Raw genomic sequence first — 26,962 nt, 5'->3', positions numbered from 1 at the left:
CTCTCTTTCCAGTGAGCAATCCAACCGACCGTACGCGCCAGGGCGAACCATATCAGAGTGAACATGCAGATTGATGAGTAATAAAAAAGCACTCAGAAAGTGCCCTTTTTTGTTAGCAGATTCTGAATGTCAGAACTGCTTATTCACGATGCTCTTTAGGGATGAAGCTACGTTCATCTTCACCGGTATAGAGCTGACGTGGCCGGCTGATCTTATGACCAGGCTGATCCAGCATCTCTTTCCAGTGAGCAATCCATCCGACCGTACGCGCAAGGGCGAACCATATCAGAGTGAACATGAAGATGGATGAGTAATAAAAAAGGCACTCAGAAAGTGCCTTTTTTGTTAGCAGATTCTAAACGTCAGAACTGCTTATTCACGATGCTCTTTAGGGATGAAGCTACGTTCATCTTCACCGGTATAGAGCTGGCGTGGCCGGCTGATCTTATGACCAGGCTGATCCAGCATCTCTTTCCAGTGAGCAATCCAACCGACCGTACGCGCCAGGGCGAACCATATCAGAGTGAACATGCAGATGGATGAGTAATAAAAAAGGCACTCAGAAAGTGCCCTTTTTTGTTAGCAGATTTTGAATGTCAGAACTGCTTATTCACGATGCTCTTTAGGGATGAAGCTACGTTCATCTTCACCGGTATAGAGCTGGCGTGGTCGGCTGATCTTATGACCAGGCTGATCCAGCATCTCTTTCCAGTGAGCAATCCAACCGACCGTACGCGCCAGGGCGAACCATATCAGAGTGAACATGCAGATGGATGAGTAATAAAAAAGGCACTCAGGGAGTGCCGTTTTTTGTTAGCAGATTCTGAAAGTCAGAACTGCTTATTCACGATGCTCTTTAGGGATAAAGCTACGCTCATCTTCACCGGTGTAGAGCTGACGTGGGCGGCTGATCTTATGACCAGGCTGATCCAGCATCTCTTTCCAGTGAGCAATCCAACCGACCGTACGCGCCAGGGCGAACAGAACGGTGAACATGCTGGTTGGAATACCGATAGCCTTCATGATGATGCCTGAGTAGAAATCAACATTAGGGTAAAGCTTCTTAGAGACGAAATACTCATCTTCAAGTGCGATACGTTCCAACTCCATAGCAACATCCAGCAGTGGGTCGTTAACTTTTAACTCACCCAGGACTTCATGACAGGTTTCACGCATGACCTTCGCACGTGGATCGAAGTTCTTATAAACACGATGTCCAAAGCCCATCAAGCGGAAAGGATCTTCTTTATCCTTGGCTCGTGCGATGAACTCCGGAATTCGATCGACACTGCCAATCTCTTCCAACATCTTCAAACATGCTTCATTTGCTCCACCGTGAGCGGGTCCCCACAGTGATGCGATACCCGCAGCAATACATGCAAATGGGTTTGCACCCGAAGAGCCTGCAAGACGTACGGTAGAGGTTGATGCGTTTTGCTCATGATCGGCATGAAGAATAAAGATGCGATCCATAGCGCGTTCAACGATAGGGTTAACCTTGTACTCTTCGCAAGGAACAGCAAACATCATGCTGAGGAAGTTACCCGCATAGCTCAAATCATTGCGTGGGTACACGAATGGTTGGCCGATAGAGTATTTGTAACACATGGCTGCGATAGTCGGCATTTTAGAGACCAGACGGAAGGCAGCGATTTCGCGGTGGCGCTCGTCGTTGACATCTAAAGAGTCCTGGTAAAATGCAGATAAGGCTCCGGTTACACCACAAAGCATTGCCATTGGGTGAGCGTCACGTCTGAAACCTCGGAAGAAGGCGGCCAGTTGTTCGTTCACCATGGTATGGTTTTTCACAGTATGACAGAACTTTTCATACTGAGATTTAGATGGTAACTCTCCGTATAGGAGCAAGTAACAAAGATCTAAATAATCTGAATCAACGGCTAGTTCACCTATCGGGTAACCGCGGTGAAGCAGTATTCCCTGGGCGCCATCAATGTAGGTAATTGCTGATTCACAGGAAGCTGTTGCGAGAAATCCTGGATCGAAGGTAAAGTGACCTTTACTACCTAGCTTACTGATGTCAATAACATCAAATCCTGCCGTGCCCTCTTTGACTGGCAGATCGATTGATTCATTCCCTGGTAGTTCTAATTTGGCTATATTATCAGCCATACCCGTTCTCCTTACTTCATTCTTATGTGAGTGCGGCTTATCAAACGACAATACTTTACAGTGAATCTAGATCACATTTCAATTTAAATAAGTGTTTAAATTCGTTAGACCATGGTCTTATTTTGCACAAACTCCATGTTAGAACAGGAGCTTGGCAGATTTTTTTACCAAAAAAACAAAATTTGCATAATGTGATGTTTGTATTTGACATTTGCCCCGCGTATACTTGACCCGGCTCTTCAGAGCTGCATTCATTGCTATTTAGTTAACACTTTTTTACATGCTTAATTAGTGAGATCTAAATTGTTAATGGTGTGTTTAAACTTTTCTTTTGCGCAGACCTTGATTGTGACCTACATCACAGTTAAAAATTGAACGAAAGCGTTTCGTATAACAAAAATATAGCTCAATTGAGCAGAGTGAGCAGAACGTGAAAAAGCAAAGACCTGTCCATTTAGATCTGCAGACCATTCGCTTTCCTGCAACAGCGATTGCGTCCATTCTTCACCGTGTTTCCGGTGTCATCATGCTGTTTGCTGTCGGTATTCTTATCTGGTTGCTAAATGAATCTTTAGCATCTCCTGAGAGTTTCGCAGTGACACAATCTCTTTTTGATAATTTGTTGGTTAAGTTTGTCATTTGGGGAATTCTTACGGCTCTTGGTTATCACCTTATCGTTGGCGTCCGTCATCTGATAATGGATAGCGGGCGTTGGGAAGAGTTGGCCTCAGGCATAGCTTCGGCAAAAGCCGCGTTTGCATTGTCAATCGTGTTTTCAATCATAGTGGGGATTTGGGTATGGTAACTAACGCAGCAAGTCTTGGTCGCAGCGGTGTCCATGACTTTATTCTTATACGTGCAAGTGCAATCATCCTGGCCTGTTACACCATCTTCCTGGTCGGATTCGTTGCCTTTAGCTCTCCACTGACTTATGAGGCATGGCATGGCTTGTTCAGCTCATTGTCGATGAAAGTCTTCACCTTACTTGCCCTGATTTCAGTGTTAGTTCACTCCTGGATCGGCATCTGGCAAGTACTTACCGACTATGTCAAGCCACTCGCTCTGCGTGGTGTACTTCAGTTTGTTTTTGTCGTAGCAGCCTTCTCTTACTTGGCAGCAGGCATTTTGATAGTGTGGGGTGTTTAAGTGAGTATTCCAGTTCGCGAGTTTGATGCAATTGTTATCGGCGCCGGTGGCGCGGGTATGCGAGCCGCATTACAGATTTCTAAAGAGGGTAAGAGTTGCGCGCTTTTATCTAAAGTATTCCCAACACGTTCTCATACGGTTTCTGCACAGGGTGGTATCACAGTTGCCCTAGGTAATGCCCATGAAGATCACTGGGAACAGCACATGTACGATACGGTCAAGGGCTCCGATTTTATCGGTGACCAGGAAGCCATCGAGTTTATGTGCAAAACAGGTCCAGAGGCAGTGATCGAACTTGAGCAGATGGGACTTCCGTTTTCTCGTTTCGAAAATGGTAAAATTTATCAGCGCCCTTTCGGTGGACAATCTAAAAACTTTGGTGGTGAGCAGGCTGCGCGTACCGCAGCGGCGGCTGACCGTACCGGTCATGCGCTTCTACACTGCCTATACCAGCAAAATGTTAAACATAAAACAGAAGTTTTCTCTGAGTGGTATGCACTGGATCTGGTGAAAAATGAAGACGGCGCTATCGTAGGTTGTACTGCTATCGATATCGAAAGCGGCGACATCGTTTATTTCAAAGCTAAGGCTACCGTACTGGCAACCGGTGGTGCAGGGCGAATCTACGCTTCCACCACCAATGCTCACATCAATACCGGTGACGGTGTTGGTATGGCGATGCGTGCCGGCGTGCAGATGCAAGATATGGAGATGTGGCAGTTCCACCCAACCGGTATCGCCGGTGCGGGGGTACTTGTGACCGAAGGTTGTCGTGGTGAAGGCGGATACCTGCTCAATAAAGATGGCGAGCGTTTCATGGAGCGTTATGCTCCGAATGCGAAGGACCTGGCTTCCCGTGACGTCGTTGCCCGCTCTATGATGACAGAGATCCGTGAAGGGCGCGGCCTCGATGGCCCGCTAGGCCCTCACTGTCTGTTGAAGCTTGACCACTTAGGTAAAGAGACACTTGAAGCCCGCCTTCCGGGTGTATGTGAACTATCACGTACCTTCGCTCATATCGATCCCGCCGACGGTCCTATCCCTGTTCTTCCTACCTGTCATTATATGATGGGTGGCTTGCCGGCTAAGGTTAGCGGTCAGGTGCTGCGCAAGAATGCCGATGGCACAGAGAGCGACGTCGTTGGTCTGTTTGCTGTCGGCGAGATTGCCTGTGTATCTGTACACGGCGCTAACCGCCTCGGTGGTAACTCACTACTTGATCTGGTGGTCTTTGGTCGCGCGGCGGGTCAACACCTTGGTAAGGCGCTGGATGAGACTGCAACACCAGTCGATGCTACTGAAGCGGAGATCGCTAAATCACTCGAGCGCCTGAATCGCTGGGAAAACAACAAAGACGGCGAAGATCCTGTACAGATCCGTAAAGATCTACAGCTCTGTATGCAGCTTAACTTCTCAGTGTTTCGCAGCGGTGATGCGATGGCTGAAGGCCTTAAGGAGCTTAAAGCGATACGTAAACGTCTGGAAAATGCCAAGCTGTCAGATAACTCGACCGAGTTTAATACTCAGCGCATCGAGTGCTTAGAGCTCGATAACCTGATGGCAACTGCGATTGCGACAGCTTATGCGGCTAACTATCGTACCGAAAGCCGTGGTGCGCACTCCCGCGAAGACTTCCTGGATCGTGACGATGAAAATTGGTTGTGCCACAGCTTGTTTGACCCTGTTACCGAGCAGATGACCAAGCGTGATGTGAACATGGAGCCTAAGCTTCGTGATGCATTCCCGCCGATTAAGCGTACTTACTAAGGAAATTGAGATGAATTTGAATATCGCAGTTTATCGCTATAATCCTGATGTAGACGCTAAGCCTTACATGAAGGATTATACATTGGAAGTTGCCGAAGGGACCGATATGATGGTACTGGACGCGTTGATGCTTCTGAAAGAGCAAGATCCAACGTTAGCTTTCCGTCGCTCATGCCGTGAAGGCGTATGTGGATCAGATGGCTTAAACATGAATGGTAAAAACGGTCTGGCGTGTATCACGCCAATCTCTACCTTTAAAGGTAAAAAGTTAGAGATCAGACCACTACCTGGAATGCCCGTTGTCAGAGATGTTATTGTAGACTTATCACAGTTCTACAAGCAGTATGAGAAGATCAAGCCTTACCTGATTAACGATGAAAAAACGCCAGCGCGTGAGCATCTGCAATCACCGGAGGAGCGTGAACATTTAGATGGATTATATGAATGTATCATGTGTGCTTGTTGTTCGACCGCCTGTCCATCTTTCTGGTGGAACCCGGATAAGTTTATCGGGCCGAGTGGCTTACTGCACGCTTATCGATTCCTGATCGATAGCCGTGATACAGCAACTGAAGAGCGTTTATCTGAGCTTGATGATGCGTACAGCGTATTCCGTTGCCATGGCATCATGAACTGTGTGGATGTTTGTCCTAAAGGGCTGAATCCAACAAAAGCAATCGGGCATATCAAGTCCATGTTGCTGAAGAGAGCAGTGTAAATGCAAATTAGAGAGCTAAAAGCAATAATAATATAGCTCGAAGGGAGTCACTTCTCATTTGGGAAGTGGCTCTTTTATGTAAAGGAACTACAGTATATCGCTTTCGGGCGGCACAGATTGTCTATTTCTTGTTGCGAATACAAAGAGATAGACACTTAAGACTTTGGCTAAACAGTGTATAAAGTTTGAAAGGAATAGAAATGCACCAAGGCATCATGAAAGCCTGGCTCGAATCATCACATCTAAGTGGTGCCAATTCGACCTATGTAGAAGAGATGTATGAAGCCTATCAAGAAGACCCTCAGTCTGTTTCCCAGGACTGGCAAGTGGTGTTTGATAACCTCCCTTACGCGGATGGCGCATCTAAAGATGTACCGGAAGCCGCACACTCTAAAGTACGTGATTATTTTCGTAGTTTAGCGCTTGAAGGTCGTCAGAAGGGTTCTGCCCGTGTGACAGATCCTGAAGTCGATGCTAAGCAAGTTAAAGTCCTGCAGATGATCAATGCTCATCGATTCCGCGGTCACCAGAATGCTAATTTAGACCCTCTGGAGCTGTGGAAGCGCGAACCTGTCTCTGAACTGGACCCGGCCTTCCATGGCCTGACTGGCGAAGATATGCAGCGTGAATTCAATACAGGTTCATTTGCTCATGGTGGTGAAACCATGCAGCTTTCAGACCTGATTAAAGCCCTTAAAGCGACATATTGTGGCTCTATCGGTGCTGAATACATGCACATTACCGATACAGACGAGAAGCGCTGGATTCAACAAAGGTTGGAGCCCTCTCTAGGTAGAGCTAATTACGACAAACCTGTTAAAACCCGTATCTTAGAGGGCTTAAATGCTGCCGAAGGTATGGAAAAGTATCTGGGGGCAAAATTCCCCGGGGCTAAACGCTTCTCGCTGGAAGGTGGCGATGCATTAGTACCTATGATGCGCGAGATCATCTATCGTGCCGGGGAAGCCGGGACGAAAGAGGTCGTTGTTGGCATGGCTCACCGTGGCCGTCTTAACTTATTGATTAATATCTTAGGTAAAAAGCCATCTGAACTGTTTGATGAGTTTGCCGGTAAGCACAGCGATGCACTTAACGGTTCAGGTGACGTTAAATATCACCAAGGGTTCTCATCAGATTTTGAAACGCCGGGTGGTAATGTTCACCTCGCATTGGCGTTTAACCCATCGCACCTTGAGATCGTCAATCCCGTGGTTATGGGCTCGGTACGTGCCCGACTCGATCGCCGAGGCTGCGAAGATGGTCTGCAGGTTCTGCCTATCACGGTTCATGGCGATTCAGCCATCACAGGGCAAGGTATCGTACAAGAGACATTTAACATGTCTCAGACCCGTGGTTTTAGAGTCGGTGGCAGCATTCGAATCGTAGTGAATAATCAGGTTGGTTTTACCACTAACCTGACCGAAGACGTCCGTTCGACTGAATATTGTACCGATATCGCTAAGATGGTGCAGGCACCCATCTTCCACGTCAATGCAGACGATCCCGAGGCCGTGGCCTTCGTATCTCAGCTTGCCGTCGATTATCGCAATGAATTTAAGCGTGATGTGGTTATCGACCTGGTTTGTTACCGTCGCCATGGTCATAACGAAGCCGATGAGCCCAGCGCGACTCAGCCCTTGATGTACGCGAAAATCAAGAAACACCCGACACCACGTAAGATCTATGCCGACAAGTTGATTGCTGAAAGCACCTTAGGGGCCGATGATGTCACTTCGATGATCAACGATTATCGTGATGCACTGGATCACGGTGACTGTGTGGTGCCAGAGTGGCGTCCTATGACCTTGCATTCGGTTGACTGGTCTCCATATATCAACAAAGAGTGGGATGATGCCTATCCGGCACAGTTACCGATGGAACGCATCAAGCACCTGGCTGAAAAGATCAGTTATGTGCCTGAGAGTCACAAGCTTCAGTCACGTGTGGGTAAAATCTACAAAGACAGGGCCCTGATGGCCAGTGGTGAAAAACTGCTGGACTGGGGCTTTGCCGAGACGCTGGCGTATGCGTCGATTCTTGAAGATAAGCAGCGTGTCCGCATCACAGGCCAGGATTCCGGGCGTGGTACCTTCTTCCATCGTCATGCAGTTCTGCACAATCAAAATGATGCGACAGCTTATATGCCGCTTCGCAACATCGCCGATGATCAAGGGCCTATCGATATTACAGATTCGGTGCTGTCTGAGGCATCCGTGCTGGCATTCGAATATGGTTACGCTACTGCGGAGCCGGGTGGACTCACGCTCTGGGAAGCGCAATTTGGTGACTTTGCCAACTGTGCTCAGGTGGTGATCGACCAGTTCCTCTCATCGGGTGAGCAGAAGTGGGGCCGACTGTGTGGCCTGACAATGCTACTGCCTCACGGCTATGAGGGGCAGGGGCCCGAGCACTCCAGTGCCCGTCTGGAGCGATTCCTGCAGCTTTGTGCGAACCACAATATGCAGGTCTGTGTGCCGTCAACACCGGCACAGGTCTATCACATGTTACGTCGCCAGGTCGTCAGGCCTATGCGTCGTCCGCTGGTAGTGATGTCTCCTAAATCGTTGTTACGTCATCCGTTAGCAGTATCCAGCATGGAAGAGCTCGCCGAAGGCAGTTTCCAGAATATTATCCCCGAGATGGATAGCTTAGATAATGCTAAGGTAGACCGTGTTGTTTTCTGTAGTGGTAAAGTCTACTTCGAACTATTAGAAAAACGTCGTAAAGAGAATATCACCAATGTGGCTCTCGTTCGTGTGGAACAGCTCTATCCGTTCCCACATGACGATATCGACACGATTTTAGCCGATTACCAGCACGTTAAAGATTTTGTCTGGTGCCAGGAAGAACCTCAGAACCAAGGCGCCTGGTACTGCAGCCAGCATCATTTCTGGACATCGATTCCAGCAGGTGCACAGTTAACTTATGCCGGACGCGAAGCCTCTGCTGCGCCTGCATGTGGTTACCCGGCATTGCATGCTCAACAACAAGAATCTTTGATTAATAGTGCGTTAAAACTGTAGTAACAGATAATTAAAAGGATAGCTCCCCATGAGTATCGAAATTAAGGTACCCGTATTGCCAGAATCAGTTGCCGATGCAACGATTGCTACTTGGCACGTCCAAGCTGGTGAACAAGTTTCTCGCGATCAAAACTTAGTAGATATCGAAACTGATAAAGTTGTACTCGAAGTTGTGGCCCCTGAAGATGGTCAAATCGCTGAGTTCTTAGCCGAAGAGGGGGACACAGTCCTTGCCGAAGCTGTTATCGCTAAATTTGTTGCCGGCGCTGTGGCAGGCCAGGAGGTCACTAAGGCGGAAGCCGAAGCTGTCGTTCCTGAGGCTGCAGAAGAGTCAAATGATGCACTCAGCCCGTCTGTTCGCCGCTTAATTGCCGAGCACAATGTCGATGCCGCTCAAGTAAAAGGTACAGGTGTTGGTGGTCGTATCACTAAAGAAGATGTTGAAGCCTTCGTTAAAGATGCTAAAGCGGCACCCGCACCTGTAAGCGCTCCACAAGCCGTAGCCCCTATGGCCGAGCGTAGCGAGAAGCGTGTACCTATGACACGTCTTCGTAAGACAATCGCTAATCGCCTGCTTGAGGCTAAAAACTCAACGGCCATGCTGACGACGTTTAACGAAGTTAACATGAAGCCTATCATGGATATCCGTAAGCAATATCAGGAGATCTTCGAGAAGCGTCATGGCATTCGCCTTGGCTTCATGTCTTTCTATGTTAAGGCTGTAACCGAAGCATTGAAGCGCTACCCGGAAGTTAACGCTTCTATCGATGGCGATGATCTGGTTTATCACAACTACTTCGACGTGAGTATCGCAGTTTCTACGCCACGCGGCCTGGTAACACCGGTGCTTCGCGATACCGATACTATGAGTCTTGCCGATATCGAACGTAACGTTCGTGAATTAGCCATCAAAGGTCGTGACGGTAAGCTCACCGTTGATGATATGACCGGTGGTAATTTCACCGTGACTAACGGTGGTGTATTTGGCTCACTAATGTCTACACCAATTTTGAACCTGCCACAAAGTGCAATCTTAGGCATGCATGCCATCAAAGATCGCCCTATGGCAGTCAATGGACAGGTTGAAATCCTGCCTATGATGTACCTGGCACTATCTTACGATCATCGTATTGTCGATGGTCGTGAGTCTGTTGGATTCCTGGTTGCCATTAAGGACTTCCTGGAAGACCCAACTCGTTTACTGCTTGATTTATAATAATAGCGCAGTGACATCGTACTCACTGCCTCATTGAGGTAGTGAGTAACACCCTCGTTACTGGCCCCAAGAGGCCAGTTGGATTTGATAAGAAGTATACGGATAGATCATCATGAATTTGCATGAGTATCAGGCAAAAGCCCTATTTGCCGAATATGGTTTACCAGTGTCAGAAGGTTTTGCATGTGATACGGCTCAAGAAGCTGTAGAAGCTGCCGGCCATATTGGCGGAGATATGTGGGTTGTTAAGTGTCAAGTACACGCAGGCGGCCGTGGTAAAGCAGGTGGCGTTAAAGTTACCGGCGATAAAGAAGAGATCAGAGCTTTCGCTGAACATTGGTTAGGTAAGAACCTGGTTACTTACCAGACCGATGAGAAAGGTCAGCCTGTTGCAAAGATCTTAGTTGAGAGCTGCACAGATATCGCTAATGAGCTTTATCTTGGTGCCGTTGTCGATCGTGCTACCCGTCGTGTCGTATTTATGGCGTCGACCGAAGGTGGTGTTGAGATTGAGACTGTTGCAGAAGAGACGCCGGAGTTGATCCATAAAGCGATTATCGATCCTTTGACAGGCCCTCAGCCATACCAGGCGCGTGACCTTGGCTTCAAGTTGGGTCTGACTCCAACACAGATGAAGCAGTTCACTAAGGTCTTTATGGGTCTGGCGAACATGTTCAATGATCACGATTTTGCACTTTTGGAGATTAACCCTCTGGTAATCACCGAAGAGGGCAACATTCACTGTCTGGACGGTAAGATTGGTATCGATGGTAACGCTTTATTCCGTCAACCAAAGATCCGTGATATGCACGACCCATCACAAGATGATGCACGTGAAGCGCATGCGGCTAAGTTTGAGCTGAACTATGTTGCACTGGACGGTAACGTAGGCTGTATGGTTAACGGTGCTGGCCTTGCCATGGGTACGATGGATATCGTAAACCTGCACGGCGGCAAGCCGGCTAACTTCCTCGATGTTGGTGGCGGTGCGACCAAAGAGCGTGTAGCCGAAGCGTTTAAGATCATCCTGTCTGACGATAATGTTAAAGCGGTTCTTGTGAACATCTTTGGCGGTATCGTACGTTGTGACATGATCGCCGAAGGTATTATCGGCGCTGTAAAAGAGGTGGGTGTTGAAGTGCCGGTTGTTGTTCGTCTCGAAGGTACTAATGCCGATCTGGGTCGTGATGTATTGGCCAGTTCTGGTCTTGACATTATCGCAGCCGAGTCACTGACTGATGCTGCTGTTAAAGTTGTTGCTGCAGCGGAGGGCAAATAATGTCTGTATTAATTAATAAAGATACCAAAGTTATCTGTCAGGGGTTCACCGGTGGTCAAGGTACTTTCCACTCTGAGCAAGCTATCGCGTATGGCACTCAGATGGTCGGCGGTGTATCACCAGGAAAAGGCGGTCAGGTTCATCTAGGTCTTCCGGTTTTTAACACTGTTAAAGATGCCGTGGCTGAAACCGGCGCGACTGCGACTGTTATCTACGTACCTGCACCTTTCTGTAAAGATGCAATTCTTGAAGCTATCGACGGTGGCATCGAGCTAATCGTATGCATTACTGAAGGTATTCCTACTCTGGATATGCTTGAAGTTAAAGTTAAGCTTGAAGAGACCGGCGTTCGCATGATCGGTCCAAACTGTCCGGGTGTTATCACTCCCGGTGAGTGTAAAATTGGTATCATGCCGGGTCACATCCACAAGCCGGGTAAAGTCGGTATCGTTTCCCGTTCAGGTACACTGACCTACGAAGCGGTTAAGCAGACTACCGATGAAGGTTTCGGCCAATCAACATGTGTTGGTATCGGCGGTGACCCAATTCCGGGTACTAACTTCATCGACGTGTTGGAGATGTTCCAAAACGATCCGCTGACAGAAGCCATCGTAATGATTGGTGAAATTGGTGGTACAGCTGAAGAGGAAGCGGCTGAGTATATCAAGGCTAATGTGACTAAGCCTGTGGTTTCATACATTGCGGGTGTTACTGCTCCTGCCGGTAAGCGTATGGGCCATGCCGGTGCTATCATCGCCGGCGGTAAGGGTACGGCTGAAGACAAGTTTGCTGCGCTTGAAGCTGCAGGCGTGACGACAGTACGCTCACTTGCCGAAATTGGTACTGCACTACGCACTAAGACGGGCTGGTAATCTTTATCGCTCGTTACAAAAGGCGCCATTGGCGCCTTTTTTGTTAGCCGAGGCTGACTCCTGTCCTTAGCCACTTCAATTCTTAGCGATCTACCCGGCAACTCAATGACAATTATCTCTATCACCTTTCCGCTTCTATGCATGGTACTCCTTGGTTACTGGGTGACCCATTTTCAATTTTTCAGTAAGTCGCAGATAGGAGGGATCAGTAAGTTTGCCTTTAATCTCTGTATTCCCGTCTTCCTGTTTTTAAATATGTACCTGGCACATTTGGAGAAAAGCTTTGATATTAATATGCTAGCGGCTTTCTATCTTCCTGTGCTCGGTATTTACCTGCTGGGTTTCCTGTTTAACCGCTATCTGATGGAAAGGGGGAGGGGCACAGGTGCCGGCAGCAGCGTGTTTGCCTTAGGCTGCAGTTACTCCAATACGATTCTGATAGGCCTGCCGGTGATTATCGCGGCGCTTGGCGAGCAGATGATGGGGAGTGTCTTCGCCATCATCACGTTTCACAGCGCCATCCTGTTTGCATTAACTTTCTTATTGGCGGCCAGACACTCTATCGATGGTTTTTCGTGGCGAACCTTTGGCAGAACACTGGTGATTAATCCTGTGGTACTCAGTATCACGGCTGGACTGGTCTGCAATGCTATCGGTGTGCCTGTTCACCGGGAACTCATCGCCGCGCTAACGCTCATCTCCGAGCCAGCCTTAGCCTGTGCCCTGTTTGTCTTGGGGGCAAACTTAAGCTTCTATCGTATCGGCGATAATTGGTTGGCATCTATGTTCGCCAGCATTTTTAAGCTACTGCTCTTACCGGCTCTGGTTTATCTGTGTGGAAACTATCTGTTGGCTCTCAATCATCAACAGGTGTCGCTGGTGGTGTTGATGAGTGCATCTCCTTTGGGAGTAAATGCCTACCTTGTCGCGACCCAGTTAAAGTCACAACAATCGACTCTGGCCAGTACGGTCGTTTTGTCGACCATACTTTCGGTGTTCAGCTTTAGCTTCTGGTTGTGGGTACTGTTATAAGAAGGGGGGATTGAAAAATCTCAGGTATAAAAAAACCAGCATAGAGCTGGTTTTTAGATTGCAGTCACCGGGACTGCTGAAACTGGGTCGGGCTTCGGGTATCAGGCGTCGCCGTGATCGCACTCATCATTAGTGCAAACGCCATAGAGGTATAGACTATGGTTGGTCAGCTTAATGTTGTGCTTCATCGCGATCTCATCCTGGCGCGCTTCGATAACATCATCAGAAAACTCGATCACCTTACCGCAAGATAAGCAAACCAGATGATCATGATGGTGTTGGGTAGCAAGCTCAAATACTGCTTTACCACTCTCGAAATGGTGACGCGTGACGATACCCGCATCATCAAACTGGTTAAGTACCCGGTATACGGTTGCAAGGCCAATCTCTTCACCTAAATCGAGTAAAGTCTTATACAGATCTTCTGCACTGATGTGTTGGTTTTCCGGTCCTTGCATCAGTTCTAGGATCTTGACTCGTGGTAAGGTAACTTTCAAACCCGCCTTCTTTAGCGCTAGATTTCCATCTGTCATTACTAATCTCTTGATTGCAGAACCATTAGCCAAGCCAATATCGGTTCATTTGTGAATACTGGAATCTATTATATGTGCACAAATTGAAAACATAAACCTTTGATCTTGCTTTATGACTGCATAAATAAATAAATCGCCTAAAACTCCCTCATAATCGCGATAAAACCTGTTTTTTAGGCTTACTTTTTGTATTGTTATTATTGGTTTTATACTAATGACCAATATCCTACAGAGGGAACTTTAGGCAAAATTGCTGTGATTATCGTAAACGGGCCGGAAATTTGCGTGTATCGGCTCGCTATACCTTAGACTAACGGGTCAGATCTGTTTTGTTGTCGGGTCTTGCTATGGTAATAAGGTGAGTGCCGTTAGAAGTATCAATGATGATAATTAGAAGGACTGAAGATGTATCGGCAGATAGTGATATTAACAGGTGCTGGAATTTCAGCTGAATCGGGCCTGAGAACATTCAGAGACCAGGATGGGCTATGGGAAGAGCATAAGATAGAAGATGTCGCCACCCCGGAAGGTTATGCGGCGGATCCCGAGTTGGTTGAGCGGTTTTATAATAACCGCTGGCAACAGCTTCACAGTGGAGATGTTGAACCCAATATGGCTCATACGGCGCTTGCGCGGCTCGAGCAGGATTTTGAAGGTGAGCTGTTGGTGGTCACCCAAAACATCGACGATCTCCATGAGCGAGCCGGATCCCGACGCTTATTGCATATGCATGGTGAGCTTTCTAAGGGTCGTTGTCCCCGTTCAAGACAAACTTTTTTGCTGCGCGATCCTTTTGGGCCGAATCACACCTGTACCTGTTGTATTCCGGCGCAGAGGCTTAGACCCCATGTTGTTTGGTTCGGCGAGATGCCGATAGGTCTGGACAGAATTCAGCACGCACTTGATAGCTGCGATCTCTTTATCGCTATAGGCACCTCTGGTTCTGTCTATCCGGCCGCAGGTTTTGTCGATACCGCCAACCACCATGGCGCACAAACGGTTGAAGTTAACCTGGTTGCAGCCGATCGCCATAGTCAGTTCCAATATCACCTACAGGGCAAGGCCAGTGAGGTCGTGCCTGCGTTAGTCGATAATATTTTGTCAGGAACCATTATCAAGGATCTGGCGGGTCAGTGCGCACCGCCCCTGATTAGTGAAGCGACCTGATGCAACAAGCTATTAATGATACTTTGCAGCCTGAGACCATGAACAGCCGCTTAGCCATCATCATGCGGGGGCTGCCGGGAAGCGGTAAGTCCCGCTGGGTCGATGAGTTTATCTCCGCTCAGCCCCGTGAGGTTGCCGACTTGATTCGCCGCTCAGGACACTTTTCGACCGATAGCCAGTTTTACCGGTCGGGAGAGTACTGTTTCGACAACACGCGCCTCTCCGAGTACCATCAACGTAATCTGACCTGCTTCATTCAAGCCTTATCAGCTTCAGTACCTATCGTCATCTGCGATAATACCAACCTGGCCCGCTGGGAGTCGATGGCGTATGAAGCTGCGGCCAAGGCGCTTGGCTACCGGGTCCGTTATGTGTTAATTGGCGAGCCCCGGGATGAGGAGCACCAGCTCTTGTGCGCAGCACGTAATAGTCATGGTGTTCCCCTGGAGCAGATAAAAAGGATGGCGGGTCTGTTCGAGCCGTTTTAGTCTATCTGTAGCTGATTAACCGGGTGTTGTCTGGCGGGAGGGGCGTAACTAAGCCACAACATAGTTTCAGCCTGACTTCTGCCGCTTCGCTCGCAGATGAGACTTTATCTCAGCTTTAAGCGTATCGATAAGCGTTGCATTTCTCTCTGGCTTTAAGCCAAGCCAACCATCTGTTCCCATGATATCCAGAGTATGAATGGTGAGGTCACTATTTGTCCGGGTGTGATCATCGCCGGGCCGGGTCCATTCGCCCGTTAAGCGGAAGGTGCCTTGAGTCGTATCCAACCTGCTAATGGTAAATCTTGCCATCACTCCCAATCCTTGCACCGCTGAAGCTTAAATATTGCTAACTCCCTGAGTATATTTCCCTTCTCGCTTAGAGAGAGACTCTGGCCATAAGATAGGCATCCACATAGCGGCCATCGCGAAACGCATAGTTTTTTGCCGTTCCCTCCTTAACAAAGCCGTACTTTTCATACAGGGCGATAGCGGCCTCATTATCTGTGTATACCTCGAGCTCGATCCGTGTCACGGCCAGCCAGTTGTTGGCAAGGTCGAGCATAGCCGCCAAAAGTTGCGCGCCGATCCCCCGGTTTTGTTGGTTGCTGCAGACGGCCATTCCTATGTTACCGACATGTCTGCGCCGTGGAGAGCTCATGAGATCCATGCCAATCTGGCCAACTATGATGCCGTTAGCTTCGGCGACCAGGCTGTAGCTGTCAGGGCCGGGAGCCGCGAGCCTCTGCTGCCACAAATGTTGAGAAGGGTGCGGCAGTTGCAGTGTACCCGAATAGGCACCCGCTTGAGCATAAAGGGCTTGTATTCCGACAAAATCCCCGGGCTCTGTATGTCTGATAATCACTTCCATTGTAAGCTTCCTTTTAGTCATAGTGACTGCTTCTATCTCTGCTTCTCTGTGCGTGCATGAGTTGCAGTGCAGGAGAGCATTTACCGAACAGACTCACATACTAATACCAATCTGAATAAATGGCACCCACCCGGGGGCCGATTTGTCCCGTGTTGAAGCAATAGCCTTAACCAAGCTGCTGCTAAAGTAAGATTTAAACGCCTAAACGGCTATTTTCGCCTCGGTGTTTTTGTCCTCCCTAGATGCTTTTTTACCTGACTGCAAGCCGATCTCAGCGTCGAATTTACCAAAATTAAAATAGTTGCCTGAAGTTTGACCAATATCAAGAGTTCACCACATTGCATGTTCACAGTTTACTATATCTTGTGTATGTTTTTTGTTTAAGCACTATATATAGGTGTAAGCATGTTTAACTCTCTACCCGCTCAAGTGGTCATGCAAGAGGTTCCCGGTGAGATCTCCTTGCTGTTTAGTATTACCGGTTGTGATGTAGGTTGCAGAGGATGCCATTCGACAGAGCTCTGGAATGAGGAGTATGGCGAGCCACTGAATGAGGAACGCTATAGCAACTACCTCAATCAATATCACGGCTTTGTCAGCTGTATCTTGTTTTTCGGTGGAGAGTGGCAGCCGAAGGTGTTGATCGGGTATCTGGTAATCGCTAAGAAGATGGGGTTTAAAACCTGTCTTTATACCGGACGAGAACATGTCGATGCAGAGATCCGTGCTCAACTGGATTTCCTTAAAACAGGTGAGTTCGATGATCAAGTTGGCGGGCTGGATAGTCCTGATACAAATCAGAAGTTTTACGATTTAGCTCAAAATAAAATAATTAACTATAAATTCATTAAAGATTAAGGATATCAAATAATGGAACACATACCCTCGGCGCTAATCGAAGAGAAAGTGCAGTTTATACAAGATTACATCGATGCGGCTAATGCTGCAGATGGGTCTAAGTATGATGCCAACGCCAATGTCAGTACTAAAAACCTGGCGACACTCGAGACCGAACTGAATAAGGATATCAATATTGCGGTAAACAGGCATCTGATGAAGAGCCAGATCGCAAGCTTGTTCGGTTCGTCTCTGGCCGAGGAGTATGAGGGGAGTATCAATGAGCACCTGATCTATGCCCACGACGAGAGTTCACTCAAGCCCTACTGTGTGAGTCTCTCTCTCTATCCCATGTTGCTCGATGGGTTGACTAAGCTCGGTGGAGAGTCGTTAGCTCCCCTTCATTTAGAATCTTTTTGCGGTTGTTTCGTTAATTTAGTGTTTGCCGTCAGCGCCCAGTTTGCCGGTGCGGTCGCGACGGTTGAGTTTCTGACCTATTTCGACCATTTTGCCCGTAAAGACTACGGCGATGACTATACGGTCACTGCTAAAGATAAGATTGAGGCGCACCTGCAGCACGTGGTCTACAGCCTTAACCAACCCGCCGCGGCTCGTGGATATCAATCGGTATTCTGGAATATCTCCCTGTTTTCGGAGAACTTCCTCAATGCCATGTTTGAAAACTTTGTGTTCCCCGATGGCGACGCACCTAACTGGGCATCGATAAATAAACTGCAGAAGTTCTTCATGGACTGGTTTGGTAAGGAGCGGGAGATAGCCCTGCTGACATACCCCGTTGTTACCGCGGCTATGTTGACTAACCAGGGGCAGGTGGCAGATGTGGAGTTTGCCGAGTTCTGTAGTGATCAGATGTCACAAGGGAATAGCTTCTTCGTCTATATGTCGGACAGCGCCGACTCCCTGGCATCCTGCTGTCGCCTGCGTAACGAAATTGCCGACAATAGCTTCTCCTACACCTTAGGTGCGGGCGGCGTTGCTACGGGCTCTATTAACGTTATCACGCTGAATCTGAGTCGTGTCATTCAGCAGGGTAAAGATCTGCGTGGCGAGATTGAAAAGATTCAAAAGTATCAGGTGGCTTACAGGAAGCTGATGGAGCACTATCAGGCGTGTGGCATGCTTCCTGTGTACGATGCCGGCTTTATTCATCTCGATAAGCAGTTTTTGACCATAGGCATCAACGGCATGGTCGAGGCTGCTGAGTCTCAAGGCATTGTGGCAGGCAATAACAGTGACTATAAGGCATTCGTTGAACGCCAGCTGAAGATCATCTACCAGGCAAATAAAGATGCGAGCCGTCGCTGGGGCTATAAGTTTAATACCGAATTTGTGCCGGCCGAAAACTTAGGCGTCAAGAACGCCAAGTGGGACAGAAAGTCCGGGCTTAAGGTTAACAGGGATTGCTATAACTCCTACTTCTATCCGGTAGAGGATGAATCGATAAACCTGGTGGATAAATTTGTGCTTCATGGCAAAGAGCTGACCCAGTTCCTGGACGGAGGCTCGGCGCTGCATCTGAACCTGGATGAGAGTCCGGATCCAGAGCAGTATTTCAAGATATACCAGATAGCAGCAAGGACAGGGTGTAACTACTGGACCACTAACGTGAAGGTGACCATCTGCAACACCTGTAATCACATAGATAAGCGAACCTTACACGCCTGTAGCGTCTGTAACAGTCAGGATATCGATTGGGCTACACGGGTGATTGGCTACCTCAAGAGAGTCACCAGTTTCAGTGAGCCAAGGCAGAAGGAGCACGCGTTAAGGCACTATCATCGTGAGGAAACCAGGCTGAAGAAGGTGAGCTGATCTCACCCGAAGTGATTGTTTGATAGCAAGGACAAAGCCTAAGGAAAGCGCTTTGTCCTTTTTAGTCACCGCACGTCGATAACTTGCCGATGCTCTGGCTTAGAGCATGAGCTTAAAAAGTGAATTATTGAAAGTTAGCTGTTGCCGGCGACTGCCGATTTTGAATAGCTAAACTGGCTCTCTACTTTCCACACCCGGTATCTTAGCTCACTCCCTTGGGGCAGATAGAACACCTTGGCCAGACGGCTATCATAGCTAAGCTTCAGCTCGTCTCTTATCTGCACAAATGCCTCAGCGTGCTCAGCTTTATGTATGCAAGCCATGCGTGTGCTGGGACCTTCAGTGATGCTGTCTACCTGGTAATAGTTGTAGCCCCAACCTTTGACCGAGTGCTGCTTCAGTTCACCCGTTAGCATCTGCTTATTACAATCTAGCATCTTGGTTTGCCCTATCTGGATCTCAACCATGTAGTTTGACTCGTCGCTGAGCCTTGGCAGGGTAAGTATGTGCTGTTCCATGCCTTCGGCCGGGATAGGGAACATCTTTGTCGCGTCCAGGCGCTGATAATTTGTCGCCGAGAAGACCTGGTTGGAGATCATATTCTGATTATGTCCGTTTGGGTGCGCAGGGCTGGTTGCCAGTGCATTAAATGAAAGAAGTGAGAGTGCTAATGCGGTTGCCGAGAATGCGTGCTTGGCGGTTCTTGATGTGAATGAATTCATGAATGCTCCAAAAAATTGTATCTGTGTTTCTGTTTCGATAACCCTATAAACGACACAAAAATGAAAAGGGGTTAATTATTTTAAATTTTTTTTGAGTCTGACTTTATGGTCAGTTGCATCCATATAAATTTGTGCCTGCAAAAGTCGAAGGCACCGAACTTGAGTTGGTTGGTAAATTCAACTGTTAATATGCCATTGTTTTTTGAGTAAAATGTGTAACTATGGGCTTCTCCTGCTCCTGTTTCGGTAGAGATAAATTATCGGCTCAGGGGCTGAAATTATGGTGTTTGACCGCAAGTAGAGAAAGCCAATTGCGATACCCGCCAAGAAGGTGGAAGAGTGTAGGTAGATCACCTGTAACTATTGCTCTACGGGATGCTCCAATGGGAAGTGAAAACTCATGGTGTAGTACGACTCAGATAAATGAGTTGTCAAAGTTATGATTTAGGGTCTTAAGAGCTGCTTTTGAATTTCGGTGTTATCAACGAATTACCCTGATTCTATAGGGAGATAATCAATTCCCAGAGAATAATGTTGATAAGCGGAATAATTGAACTAATGTTAGATAAAACACAAAGTCGGTCAGGTATCTCATCATGTTGTTTTTTAGCTCATTCCTTAAAGAAAACAGATCGTTCGATTGGTTACTTAAGACATTCATAATTACTTCTTCTTTGGTGGTACATGGGGCTGTGTTAGCTGATGCCGATGGTAACTTAACGGCCAGCGCAGGCGTAACCGAGCCGGTTGCTTTGCCGACGACTGCCACTACCACTGGGGCGGCGGTTGATATCTTTGACTTTACTTTAACTGATGGCGGCGGCGGTGACGCCTTGGCGATGGATATCAGCCAAATTGTGGTCAATGTCACCGGAACCGGTGACGAAAATAAAGTGGTATTTCGTTTAAACGGCCCGGATGTAACCAATGTGGTCGGCAGCGTTGGTGTGAATACCATCACCTTCAGTGGCCTGGCGATATCCGTCGCCGACGGTCTCTCGGAGATCTATACGGTTAATGCGTATTACGGAGACAATACCGGTTTAACGGAGGGGCAAACTTATATTCTGTCGGTTGATGGTGATACCGATGTCACCAGCGGCGGAGGAACTACTATGGGGGCAACCACGGCCGTAAACAATGGCAGTGGGACAACGGTTGCCGTCACTGCGACTCAGCTGGTGTTTAGTGCTCAACCCGGTGCGACTGTGGTAACCAATACCAACATGGGGCCCGTTACTCTGCAGGCTCAGGATGCGGCGGGCAATGTCGATACCGATTTCACTGAGCTCATAACGTTAACCGATGAGAATCAGGGGGCAGAGACAGATGCGACGGGCACGCTGTCGACGACCTCTAACGGCAGCAGTCTTGCTGTTGCCGCGACGGCGGGTCAAGTCTCCTGGGCCAATTTGACCTATGATGTTATTGCGGCAATCAATATTGATGCAAATTCAACGAGCTTCAATGTCGAAAGTAGTAATATTGCAGTTACGGGCAATACCGATGGGGATTTAACGGCCAGCGCCGGCGTAACCGAGCCGGTTGCTTTGCCGACTACTGCCACTACCACTGGGGCGGCGGTTGATATCTTTGACTTTACTTTAACCGATGGCGGCGGCGGTGACGCCTTGGCGATGGATATCAGCCAAATTGTGGTCAATGTCACCGGAACCGGTGACGAAAATAAAGTGGTATTTCGTTTAAACGGCCCGGATGCAACCAATGTGGTCGGCAGCGTTGGTGTGGATACCATCACCTTCAGTGGCCTGGCGATATCCGTCGCCGACGGTCTCTCGGAGATCTATACGGTTAATGCGTATTACGGAGACAATACCGGTTTAACGGAGGGACAAACTTATATTCTGTCGGTTGATGGTGATACCGATGTCACCAGCGGCGGAGGTACCGCCATGGGGGCAACCACGGCCGTGAACAATGGCAGTGGGACAACGGTTGCCGTCACTGCGACTCAGCTGGTGTTTAGTGCTCAACCCGGTGCGACTGTGGCGACCAGCGTCAACATGGGGCCCGTTACTCTGCAGGCTCAGGATGCGGCGGGCAATGTCGATACCGATTTCGTTGAGATCATTACCTTAACCGATGAGAATCAGGGGGCAGAGACAGATGCGCCGGGCACGCTGTCGACGACCTCTAACGGCAGCAGTCTTGCTGTTGCCGCGACGGCGGGTCAAGTCTCCTGGGCTAATTTGACCTATGACGTTATTGCGGCAATCAATATTGATGCAAATTCAACGAGCTTCAATGTTGAAAGTAGTAACGTTGCGGTTACGGGCAATACCGATGGGGATTTAACGGCCAGCGCCGGCGTAACCGAGCCGGTCGCTTTGCCGACGACAGCCACTACCACTGGGGCGGCGGTTGATATCTTTGACTTTACTTTAACCGATGGCGGCAGCAGTGACGCCTTGGCGATGGATATCAGTCAAATCGTGGTCAATGTCACCGGAACCGGTGACGAAAATAAAGTGGTATTTCGTTTAAACGGTCCGGATGCAACCAATGTGGTCGGCAGTGTTGGTGTGGATACCATCACCTTCAGTGGCCTGGCGATATCCGTCGCCGACGGTCTCTCGGAGATCTATACGGTTAATGCGTATTACGGAGACAATACCGGTTTAACGGAGGGGCAAACATATATTCTGTCGGTTGACGGTGATACCGATGTCACCAGCGGCGGAGGAACTACCATGGGGGCAACCACGGCCGTAAACAATGGCAGTGGTACAACGGTTGCCGTCACTGCGACTCAGCTGGTGTTTAGTGCTCAACCCGGTGCGACTGTGGCGACCAGCGTCAATATGGGGCCCGTTACTCTGCAGGCTCAGGATGCGGCGGGCAATGTCGATACCGATTTCGCTGAGATCATAACGTTAACCGATGAGAATCAGGGGGCAGAGACAGATGCACCGGGCACGCTGTCGACGACCTCTAACGGCAGCAGTCTTGCTGTTGCCGCGACGGCGGGTCAAGTCTCCTGGGCCAATTTGACTTATGACGTTATTGCAGCAATCAATATTGATGCAAATTCAACGAGCTTCAATGTTGAAAGTAGTAACGTTGCGGTTACGGGCAATACCGATGGGGATTTAACGGCCAGCGCCGGCGTAACCGAGCCGGTCGCTTTGCCGACGACAGCCACTACCACTGGGGCGGCGGTTGATATCTTTGACTTTACTTTAACCGATGGTGGCAGCAGTGACGCCTTGGCGATGGATATCAGCCAAATCGTGGTCAATGTCACCGGAACCGGTGACGAAAATAAAGTGGTATTTCGTTTAAACGGCCCGGATGCAACCAATGTGGTCGGCAGCGTTGGTGTGGATACCATCACCTTCAGTGGCCTGGCGATATCCGTCGCCGACGGTCTCTCTGAGATCTATACGGTTAATGCGTATTACGGAGACAATACCGGTTTAACGGAGGGGCAAACTTATATTCTGTCGGTTGACGGTGATACCGATGTCACCAGCGGCGGAGGAACCACCATGGGGGCAACCACGGCCGTAAACAATGGCAGTGGGACAACGGTTGCCGTCACTGCGACTCAGCTGGTGTTTACGATTCAACCTCTAACTGCAGTGATTCAAGGTGCCAATATGGGACCCGTTACTCTGCAGGCTCAGGATGCGGCGGGCAATGTCGATACCGATTTCATTGAGATCATAACGTTAACCGATGAGAATCAGGGGGCAGAGACAGATGCGCCGGGCACGCTGTCGACGACTTCTAACGGCAACAGTCTTGCTGTTGCCGCGACGGCAGGACAAGTCTCCTGGGCGAATTTGACCTATAGCGCCATTGCAGCAATCAATATTGATGCAAATTCAACGAGCTTAAATGTGGAAAGTGGCTTAGTTACGGTTTCTACTAATAATACCGCACCAGTAATAACTCAAGGCATTTCAACACTCGTAAATATGGATGAAGATGGCAGCCCTACCAGCTTTTCTCTTAGTTTAAATGCAACCGATGATCAAGGAGATACCTTAACATGGAGCATTACGACTCCGGCGATTAATGGTACAGCAAGTGCTTCAGGTACGGGGACATCTAAAAATATCGGTTACATCCCAAATCGAGATTTTAACGGTAGTGACAGTTTTGTTGTAAGGGTAGATGATGGCAATGGCCTGAGTGATGATATTACTGTCAATGTTGCTATCGCTCCTTCGAATGATATACCGGTTGTTATTGCTCAAGCAGTGAGTACTGATGAGGATGTAGCACTGGCGATTACATTAACAGGTACCGATGCAGATGGTGACACTTTAACTTTCTCTGTTGTTAGTCAACCATCTCATGGTGTTCTTAGCGGTAATGCTCCCAGTTTAACCTATACGCCTAATGCAGATTATGCCGGTGTAGACAGTTTCACATATAAAGCCAATGATGGCTCTGTTGATTCCGGCATAGGAACAATTAGTATTGCTATCAACAATGCTAATGATGCGCCAGTTGTTATTGATCAAGCTGTAGGTACTGATGAAGAGGTGGCGTTGGCTGTTATATTATCGGGAACCGATGCTGACGGTGATGCTTTAACTTATTCTGTTGTTACTCAACCGTCTGGTGGTGTACTCAGCGGTAAAGCTCCCAGTTTAACCTATACACCGAATATGGATTTTGCCGGCGAAGATAGCTTTACCTATAAAGCCTTCGATGGCAAATTGGATTCCAATAACGGAACAGTAAGCATCACTGTCAGAAATAATAATGATGACCCGGTGGCTCTTGATGATGAGGTCACCATACAGTCAGGTGAATCGATAGAGATATCGGTGTTAGACAATGATACCGATGCTGACGGGGACACATTAACAGTTGTTGTATCTTCAGCTGATCTAGGTGTTGCTACGGTCCAAAATAAGAGTACCGTTTTATATCAATCATTAGCCGGGTTTGTAGGTGATACAGTCGTTCAATACGGAATTACCGATGGAAATGATGGTAGCGGAACGGCAGAAATATTGATCCATGTATTGGCTATGAATGATGAAAGCCTTCCTGTTATCACTCTACCAGAGAATATTGAAATTAATGCCAGCGGATTCCAAACTCAGGTTGACTTGGGGGTAGCCGTTGCTGTTGATAGCAGTGGGAACCCAGTTCCTGTGACTTTACTGGATGACAACGACTACTTTACTCCAGGTAGGCATTTTATATATTGGCAGGCCGTTGATGTTCATGGAAACAGTGTGACAGCCACACAAACGGTAAAAGTAAACCCGTTGATTCATTTGTCTCAGGAACAAACGGTTGCAGAAGGTCAAAGTGTTAGAGTCGATGTTCTTCTTAATGGAAGCTCTCCAGATTACCCTTTAGAGATCAATTACAGTTTATCGGGTAGTGCGGGTACCAATGACCACGATTTAACCGATACGGTTTTGGTTATTGAATCTGGCATTGAGGGGCGTATTGAATTCAGTACTCTGGATGATGGTGTTTCAGAAGGGGATGAATTATTACAACTGACTTTAGATCCGTTACTTAATTCAAACTCGCCAACTCATAATGTCATCATTACTGAGAAGAATATTGCCCCTATTATTTCACTTGATATTCAGCAGGGTGGTGACTCAAGTATATTACTTTTAAAAAGCGGAGGAGACGTAGTTGTTACTTCGACACTGTTTGATGGTAATAAAAATGATAATCATATATACGACTGGAGTGGCGTTTCGGAAGAGTTAATAGATTTAGATACGGATGAGCGAAGCTTTACCTTTTCTCCTCTCGAATTAAACGGGGGGACCTATGAAGTCAGACTTTTAGTCAGTGATGATGGAGTACAGCCACTAAGCAATGAAACTAGCATGTTTATTGAAGTTGTAGACAGCTTGCCAGTATTGACCAATGATGACTCTGACGGAGATGGTATTCAAGATGTTATCGAAGGTTTTGGAGATGTTGATGCCGATGGTATCCCTGATTACCTGGATAATATTGCAGCTTGTAATATCTTGCTAGAGCAAGTTGATAAAAACTCAAGCTTCTTAATAGAGGGAGAGCTCAGTGGCTGCTTATCTTTGGGTGCGACTGCTATGGGAGGAGAAAGTGGTGGAGCCACTCTGTACGATGGCAGCGCACAAAGTAATTCGATTCCCGAAGATAGCGAGACAACTAATATTGGAGGCATTTTTGATTTTACTATTTCTCAAATAGCCAAAGGGCAGGTATACCTTATTACTTTGCCGCAGTTACAACCAATTCCCACCGATGCTATTTATAGAAAGTACCTTCCCGATATTGGCTGGACTAATTTTGTCGAAGATGCCAATAACCAAATAGCCAGCACTCAAGGTGAAGAGGGGTATTGCCCTTCACCTGACAGTGAAAAGTACCAACTTGGTTTAACTGAGGGGTTCTGGTGTGTTCGTTTGATGTTAGAAGATGGTGGGCCTAATGATGCAGATGGTGTTGCAAATGGTGAGATCAGAGATCCTGGAGGGGTTGTTATTTATACTTCCGCTAACAGTTTCCCTATTGCTAATGATGATACGGTAGAAATTGGCAAGAATGAAACGGTTACTATAGAAGTACTTGAAAATGATACTGATAATGATGGTGATATGTTGAGTATACTGAGTGCAATAGCTCAGCATGGTAATGTGGAAATTAGTAACAATGCATTAATCTATTCGGCTCCTGAAGGCTATTTAGGCGATGATGAACTTAGCTATGTTATTTCTGATAATAATGGTGGCAATGACAGTGCTAAGGTTGTTGTTCTAATACGAAACAGAACGCCAATAGTCAACAATGAATCTGTTTATACAAAACCTGGGGTAACGATAACTGTTAATGTTTTGGCAAATGATACTGATACGGATAGTGATCAACTCACAATACTTTCAGCTACCGCTGAGTTTGGCTCAGTCAGTATTAATGAAGATCAAACATTGAATTATACTTCATCAGATACTTTTATAGGTACTGATACTATTGAGTATCTGGTTAGTGATGGTGTTGGAGGAACTGCTCATGGAATCGTTACTGTTATTGTTACTCAGCCTTCTTCAAAAACTAGTGGAGGCGGTGCAATTAGTTTTTATTGGATATTATTACTAATCGTATTGCTATATAGATTAAGGGTTAAAGTTAAGGATTAAGGATTAAGGATTAAGGATTAAGGATTAAGGATTAAGGATTAAGGATTAAGGATTAAGGATTAAGGATTAAGGATGATATGAGCCCGGTGTAGTGGCCAAGTCACATTGCCCACTACAGATTTTATCGCGTAAAGTAGAGCTGGCAGAGCCAGTAAAGTGAGGGGCTGCTAGGCTTGGCTCAGTGCCACTTCGTTTGAT

The 26,962-nt window shown here is 47.7% G+C and carries 19 protein-coding genes and 3 pseudogenes; 14 read left to right on the top strand and 8 right to left on the bottom strand.

Annotation, left to right across the window (positions count from 1 at the left end; all coding sequences use genetic code 11):
- Nucleotides 1–139 precede the first annotated feature (139 nt).
- From Q1B47_RS05155 to Q1B47_RS05140, 4 genes and pseudogenes are all read right to left on the bottom strand, one after another.
- A pseudogene (locus Q1B47_RS05155) lies at nt 140–298 on the bottom strand (citrate/2-methylcitrate synthase); the annotation flags it as partial.
- 74 nt (nt 299–372) lie between these two features.
- Nucleotides 373–531: pseudogene (locus Q1B47_RS05150) on the bottom strand (citrate/2-methylcitrate synthase); the annotation flags it as partial.
- Between the two features lie 75 nt (nt 532–606).
- Nucleotides 607–765, bottom strand: a pseudogene (locus Q1B47_RS05145) (citrate/2-methylcitrate synthase); the annotation flags it as partial.
- Between the two features lie 75 nt (nt 766–840).
- Nucleotides 841–2,130 (bottom strand): citrate synthase, encoded by a 1,290-nt coding sequence (locus Q1B47_RS05140; protein WP_299789621.1) that lies wholly within the window; start codon nt 2,128–2,130, stop codon nt 841–843.
- Between the two features lie 409 nt (nt 2,131–2,539).
- Here Q1B47_RS05140 and sdhC point away from each other — a divergent pair, with 409 nt between their 5' ends.
- The 9 genes from sdhC (at nt 2,540) to Q1B47_RS05095 (ending at nt 13,183) form a co-directional block, all read left to right on the top strand.
- A complete protein-coding gene (sdhC, locus tag Q1B47_RS05135) occupies nt 2,540–2,935 on the top strand; it encodes a succinate dehydrogenase cytochrome b556 subunit (RefSeq protein WP_299789896.1) in 396 nt (131 codons plus the stop codon).
- Nucleotides 2,929–3,276 (top strand): succinate dehydrogenase, hydrophobic membrane anchor protein, encoded by a 348-nt coding sequence (gene sdhD / locus Q1B47_RS05130; protein WP_299789617.1) that lies wholly within the window; start codon nt 2,929–2,931, stop codon nt 3,274–3,276. The genes sdhC and sdhD overlap by 7 nt, the downstream gene beginning before the upstream one ends.
- Nucleotides 3,277–5,043, top strand: a complete 1,767-nt coding sequence (gene sdhA / locus Q1B47_RS05125; protein WP_299789614.1) for a succinate dehydrogenase flavoprotein subunit — start codon at nt 3,277–3,279, stop codon at nt 5,041–5,043.
- A 10-nt stretch (nt 5,044–5,053) separates the two neighbouring features.
- Nucleotides 5,054–5,761 carry a succinate dehydrogenase iron-sulfur subunit gene (locus Q1B47_RS05120; RefSeq protein WP_299789611.1) on the top strand — a complete coding sequence of 236 codons (708 nt, stop codon included), beginning with the start codon at nt 5,054–5,056 and terminating at the stop codon, nt 5,759–5,761.
- 200 nt (nt 5,762–5,961) lie between these two features.
- A complete protein-coding gene (gene sucA, locus Q1B47_RS05115) occupies nt 5,962–8,784 on the top strand; it encodes a 2-oxoglutarate dehydrogenase E1 component (RefSeq protein WP_299789608.1) in 2,823 nt (940 codons plus the stop codon).
- A gap of 28 nt (nt 8,785–8,812) precedes the next feature.
- Nucleotides 8,813–10,000 (top strand): 2-oxoglutarate dehydrogenase complex dihydrolipoyllysine-residue succinyltransferase, encoded by a 1,188-nt coding sequence (gene odhB, locus Q1B47_RS05110; protein WP_299789605.1) that lies wholly within the window; start codon nt 8,813–8,815, stop codon nt 9,998–10,000.
- Nucleotides 10,001–10,112: 112 nt separating this feature from the next.
- Nucleotides 10,113–11,279, top strand: a complete 1,167-nt coding sequence (gene sucC / locus Q1B47_RS05105; RefSeq protein WP_299789602.1) for an ADP-forming succinate--CoA ligase subunit beta — start codon at nt 10,113–10,115, stop codon at nt 11,277–11,279.
- Nucleotides 11,279–12,151, top strand: a complete 873-nt coding sequence (sucD, locus tag Q1B47_RS05100; RefSeq protein ID WP_299789599.1) for a succinate--CoA ligase subunit alpha — start codon at nt 11,279–11,281, stop codon at nt 12,149–12,151. The genes sucC and sucD overlap by 1 nt, the downstream gene beginning before the upstream one ends.
- Before the next feature lie 105 nt (nt 12,152–12,256).
- The gene (locus tag Q1B47_RS05095; protein ID WP_299789596.1) at nt 12,257–13,183 is read left to right on the top strand and encodes an AEC family transporter; all 927 of its coding nucleotides are present in this window, start codon (nt 12,257–12,259) and stop codon (nt 13,181–13,183) included.
- Between the two features lie 101 nt (nt 13,184–13,284).
- Here the strand turns inward: Q1B47_RS05095 and fur are convergent, their stop codons facing one another.
- Nucleotides 13,285–13,716, bottom strand: a complete 432-nt coding sequence (gene fur / locus Q1B47_RS05090; RefSeq protein WP_299789593.1) for a ferric iron uptake transcriptional regulator — start codon at nt 13,714–13,716, stop codon at nt 13,285–13,287.
- A 405-nt stretch (nt 13,717–14,121) separates the two neighbouring features.
- Here fur and cobB point away from each other — a divergent pair, with 405 nt between their 5' ends.
- Together cobB and Q1B47_RS05080 are read left to right on the top strand one after the other, a co-directional pair.
- The gene (gene cobB, locus Q1B47_RS05085) at nt 14,122–14,883 is read left to right on the top strand and encodes a Sir2 family NAD+-dependent deacetylase (RefSeq protein ID WP_299789590.1); all 762 of its coding nucleotides are present in this window, start codon (nt 14,122–14,124) and stop codon (nt 14,881–14,883) included.
- A 38-nt stretch (nt 14,884–14,921) separates the two neighbouring features.
- On the top strand, nt 14,922–15,371 hold the full coding sequence (locus Q1B47_RS05080; RefSeq protein ID WP_299789893.1) for an ATP-binding protein: 450 nt from the start codon (nt 14,922–14,924) through the stop codon (nt 15,369–15,371).
- 66 nt (nt 15,372–15,437) lie between these two features.
- On the opposite strand, the gene Q1B47_RS05075 is transcribed toward Q1B47_RS05080, so the two are convergent.
- Nucleotides 15,438–15,680 carry a hypothetical protein gene (locus Q1B47_RS05075; protein WP_299789587.1) on the bottom strand — a complete coding sequence of 81 codons (243 nt, stop codon included), beginning with the start codon at nt 15,678–15,680 and terminating at the stop codon, nt 15,438–15,440.
- 67 nt (nt 15,681–15,747) lie between these two features.
- Entirely contained in the window at nt 15,748–16,239 is a 492-nt protein-coding gene (locus tag Q1B47_RS05070; protein WP_299789584.1) for a GNAT family N-acetyltransferase, read from the bottom strand.
- A gap of 405 nt (nt 16,240–16,644) precedes the next feature.
- On the opposite strand from Q1B47_RS05070, the gene nrdG reads away from it, so the two are divergent.
- Nucleotides 16,645–17,097 carry an anaerobic ribonucleoside-triphosphate reductase activating protein gene (nrdG, locus tag Q1B47_RS05065; RefSeq protein WP_299789581.1) on the top strand — a complete coding sequence of 151 codons (453 nt, stop codon included), beginning with the start codon at nt 16,645–16,647 and terminating at the stop codon, nt 17,095–17,097.
- Between the two features lie 12 nt (nt 17,098–17,109).
- Nucleotides 17,110–18,909, top strand: coding sequence for an anaerobic ribonucleoside-triphosphate reductase (gene nrdD, locus Q1B47_RS05060; RefSeq protein ID WP_299789578.1), 1,800 nt, complete (start codon nt 17,110–17,112; stop codon nt 18,907–18,909).
- A 134-nt stretch (nt 18,910–19,043) separates the two neighbouring features.
- Here the strand turns inward: nrdD and eco are convergent, their stop codons facing one another.
- Complete coding sequence (eco, locus tag Q1B47_RS05055; protein ID WP_299789575.1) at nt 19,044–19,631, bottom strand: serine protease inhibitor ecotin; 588 nt, start codon at nt 19,629–19,631, stop codon at nt 19,044–19,046.
- Between the two features lie 596 nt (nt 19,632–20,227).
- On the opposite strand from eco, the gene Q1B47_RS05050 reads away from it, so the two are divergent.
- Nucleotides 20,228–26,764: an Ig-like domain-containing protein gene (locus Q1B47_RS05050; RefSeq protein ID WP_299789572.1), complete on the top strand. Its 6,537-nt coding sequence runs from the start codon at nt 20,228–20,230 to the stop codon at nt 26,762–26,764.
- Nucleotides 26,765–26,962: the final 198 nt, after the last annotated feature.

Source organism: uncultured Shewanella sp. (assembly GCF_947501225.1).
Taxonomy (GTDB): domain Bacteria; phylum Pseudomonadota; class Gammaproteobacteria; order Enterobacterales; family Shewanellaceae; genus Shewanella.
Note: the sequence above shows the minus strand (reverse complement) of the source record. Positions and strands in the feature narration are given on the sequence as shown.

What these genes read in the sequence shown, in the direction of transcription:
- Q1B47_RS05140 (WP_299789621.1), bottom strand. Translation starts at nt 2,130, where the DNA reads ATGGCTGATAATATAGCCAAATTAGAACTACCAGGGAATGAATCAATC.
- sdhD (WP_299789617.1), top strand. Translation starts at nt 2,929, where the DNA reads ATGGTAACTAACGCAGCAAGTCTTGGTCGCAGCGGTGTCCATGACTTT.
- Q1B47_RS05120 (WP_299789611.1), top strand. Translation starts at nt 5,054, where the DNA reads ATGAATTTGAATATCGCAGTTTATCGCTATAATCCTGATGTAGACGCT.
- sucA (WP_299789608.1), top strand. Translation starts at nt 5,962, where the DNA reads ATGCACCAAGGCATCATGAAAGCCTGGCTCGAATCATCACATCTAAGT.
- odhB (WP_299789605.1), top strand. Translation starts at nt 8,813, where the DNA reads ATGAGTATCGAAATTAAGGTACCCGTATTGCCAGAATCAGTTGCCGAT.
- sucC (WP_299789602.1), top strand. Translation starts at nt 10,113, where the DNA reads ATGAATTTGCATGAGTATCAGGCAAAAGCCCTATTTGCCGAATATGGT.
- sucD (WP_299789599.1), top strand. Translation starts at nt 11,279, where the DNA reads ATGTCTGTATTAATTAATAAAGATACCAAAGTTATCTGTCAGGGGTTC.
- Q1B47_RS05095 (WP_299789596.1), top strand. Translation starts at nt 12,257, where the DNA reads ATGACAATTATCTCTATCACCTTTCCGCTTCTATGCATGGTACTCCTT.
- fur (WP_299789593.1), bottom strand. Translation starts at nt 13,716, where the DNA reads ATGACAGATGGAAATCTAGCGCTAAAGAAGGCGGGTTTGAAAGTTACC.
- cobB (WP_299789590.1), top strand. Translation starts at nt 14,122, where the DNA reads ATGTATCGGCAGATAGTGATATTAACAGGTGCTGGAATTTCAGCTGAA.
- Q1B47_RS05080 (WP_299789893.1), top strand. Translation starts at nt 14,922, where the DNA reads ATGAACAGCCGCTTAGCCATCATCATGCGGGGGCTGCCGGGAAGCGGT.
- Q1B47_RS05075 (WP_299789587.1), bottom strand. Translation starts at nt 15,680, where the DNA reads ATGGCAAGATTTACCATTAGCAGGTTGGATACGACTCAAGGCACCTTC.
- Q1B47_RS05070 (WP_299789584.1), bottom strand. Translation starts at nt 16,239, where the DNA reads ATGGAAGTGATTATCAGACATACAGAGCCCGGGGATTTTGTCGGAATA.
- nrdG (WP_299789581.1), top strand. Translation starts at nt 16,645, where the DNA reads ATGTTTAACTCTCTACCCGCTCAAGTGGTCATGCAAGAGGTTCCCGGT.
- nrdD (WP_299789578.1), top strand. Translation starts at nt 17,110, where the DNA reads ATGGAACACATACCCTCGGCGCTAATCGAAGAGAAAGTGCAGTTTATA.
- eco (WP_299789575.1), bottom strand. Translation starts at nt 19,631, where the DNA reads ATGAATTCATTCACATCAAGAACCGCCAAGCACGCATTCTCGGCAACC.
- Q1B47_RS05050 (WP_299789572.1), top strand. Translation starts at nt 20,228, where the DNA reads ATGTTGTTTTTTAGCTCATTCCTTAAAGAAAACAGATCGTTCGATTGG.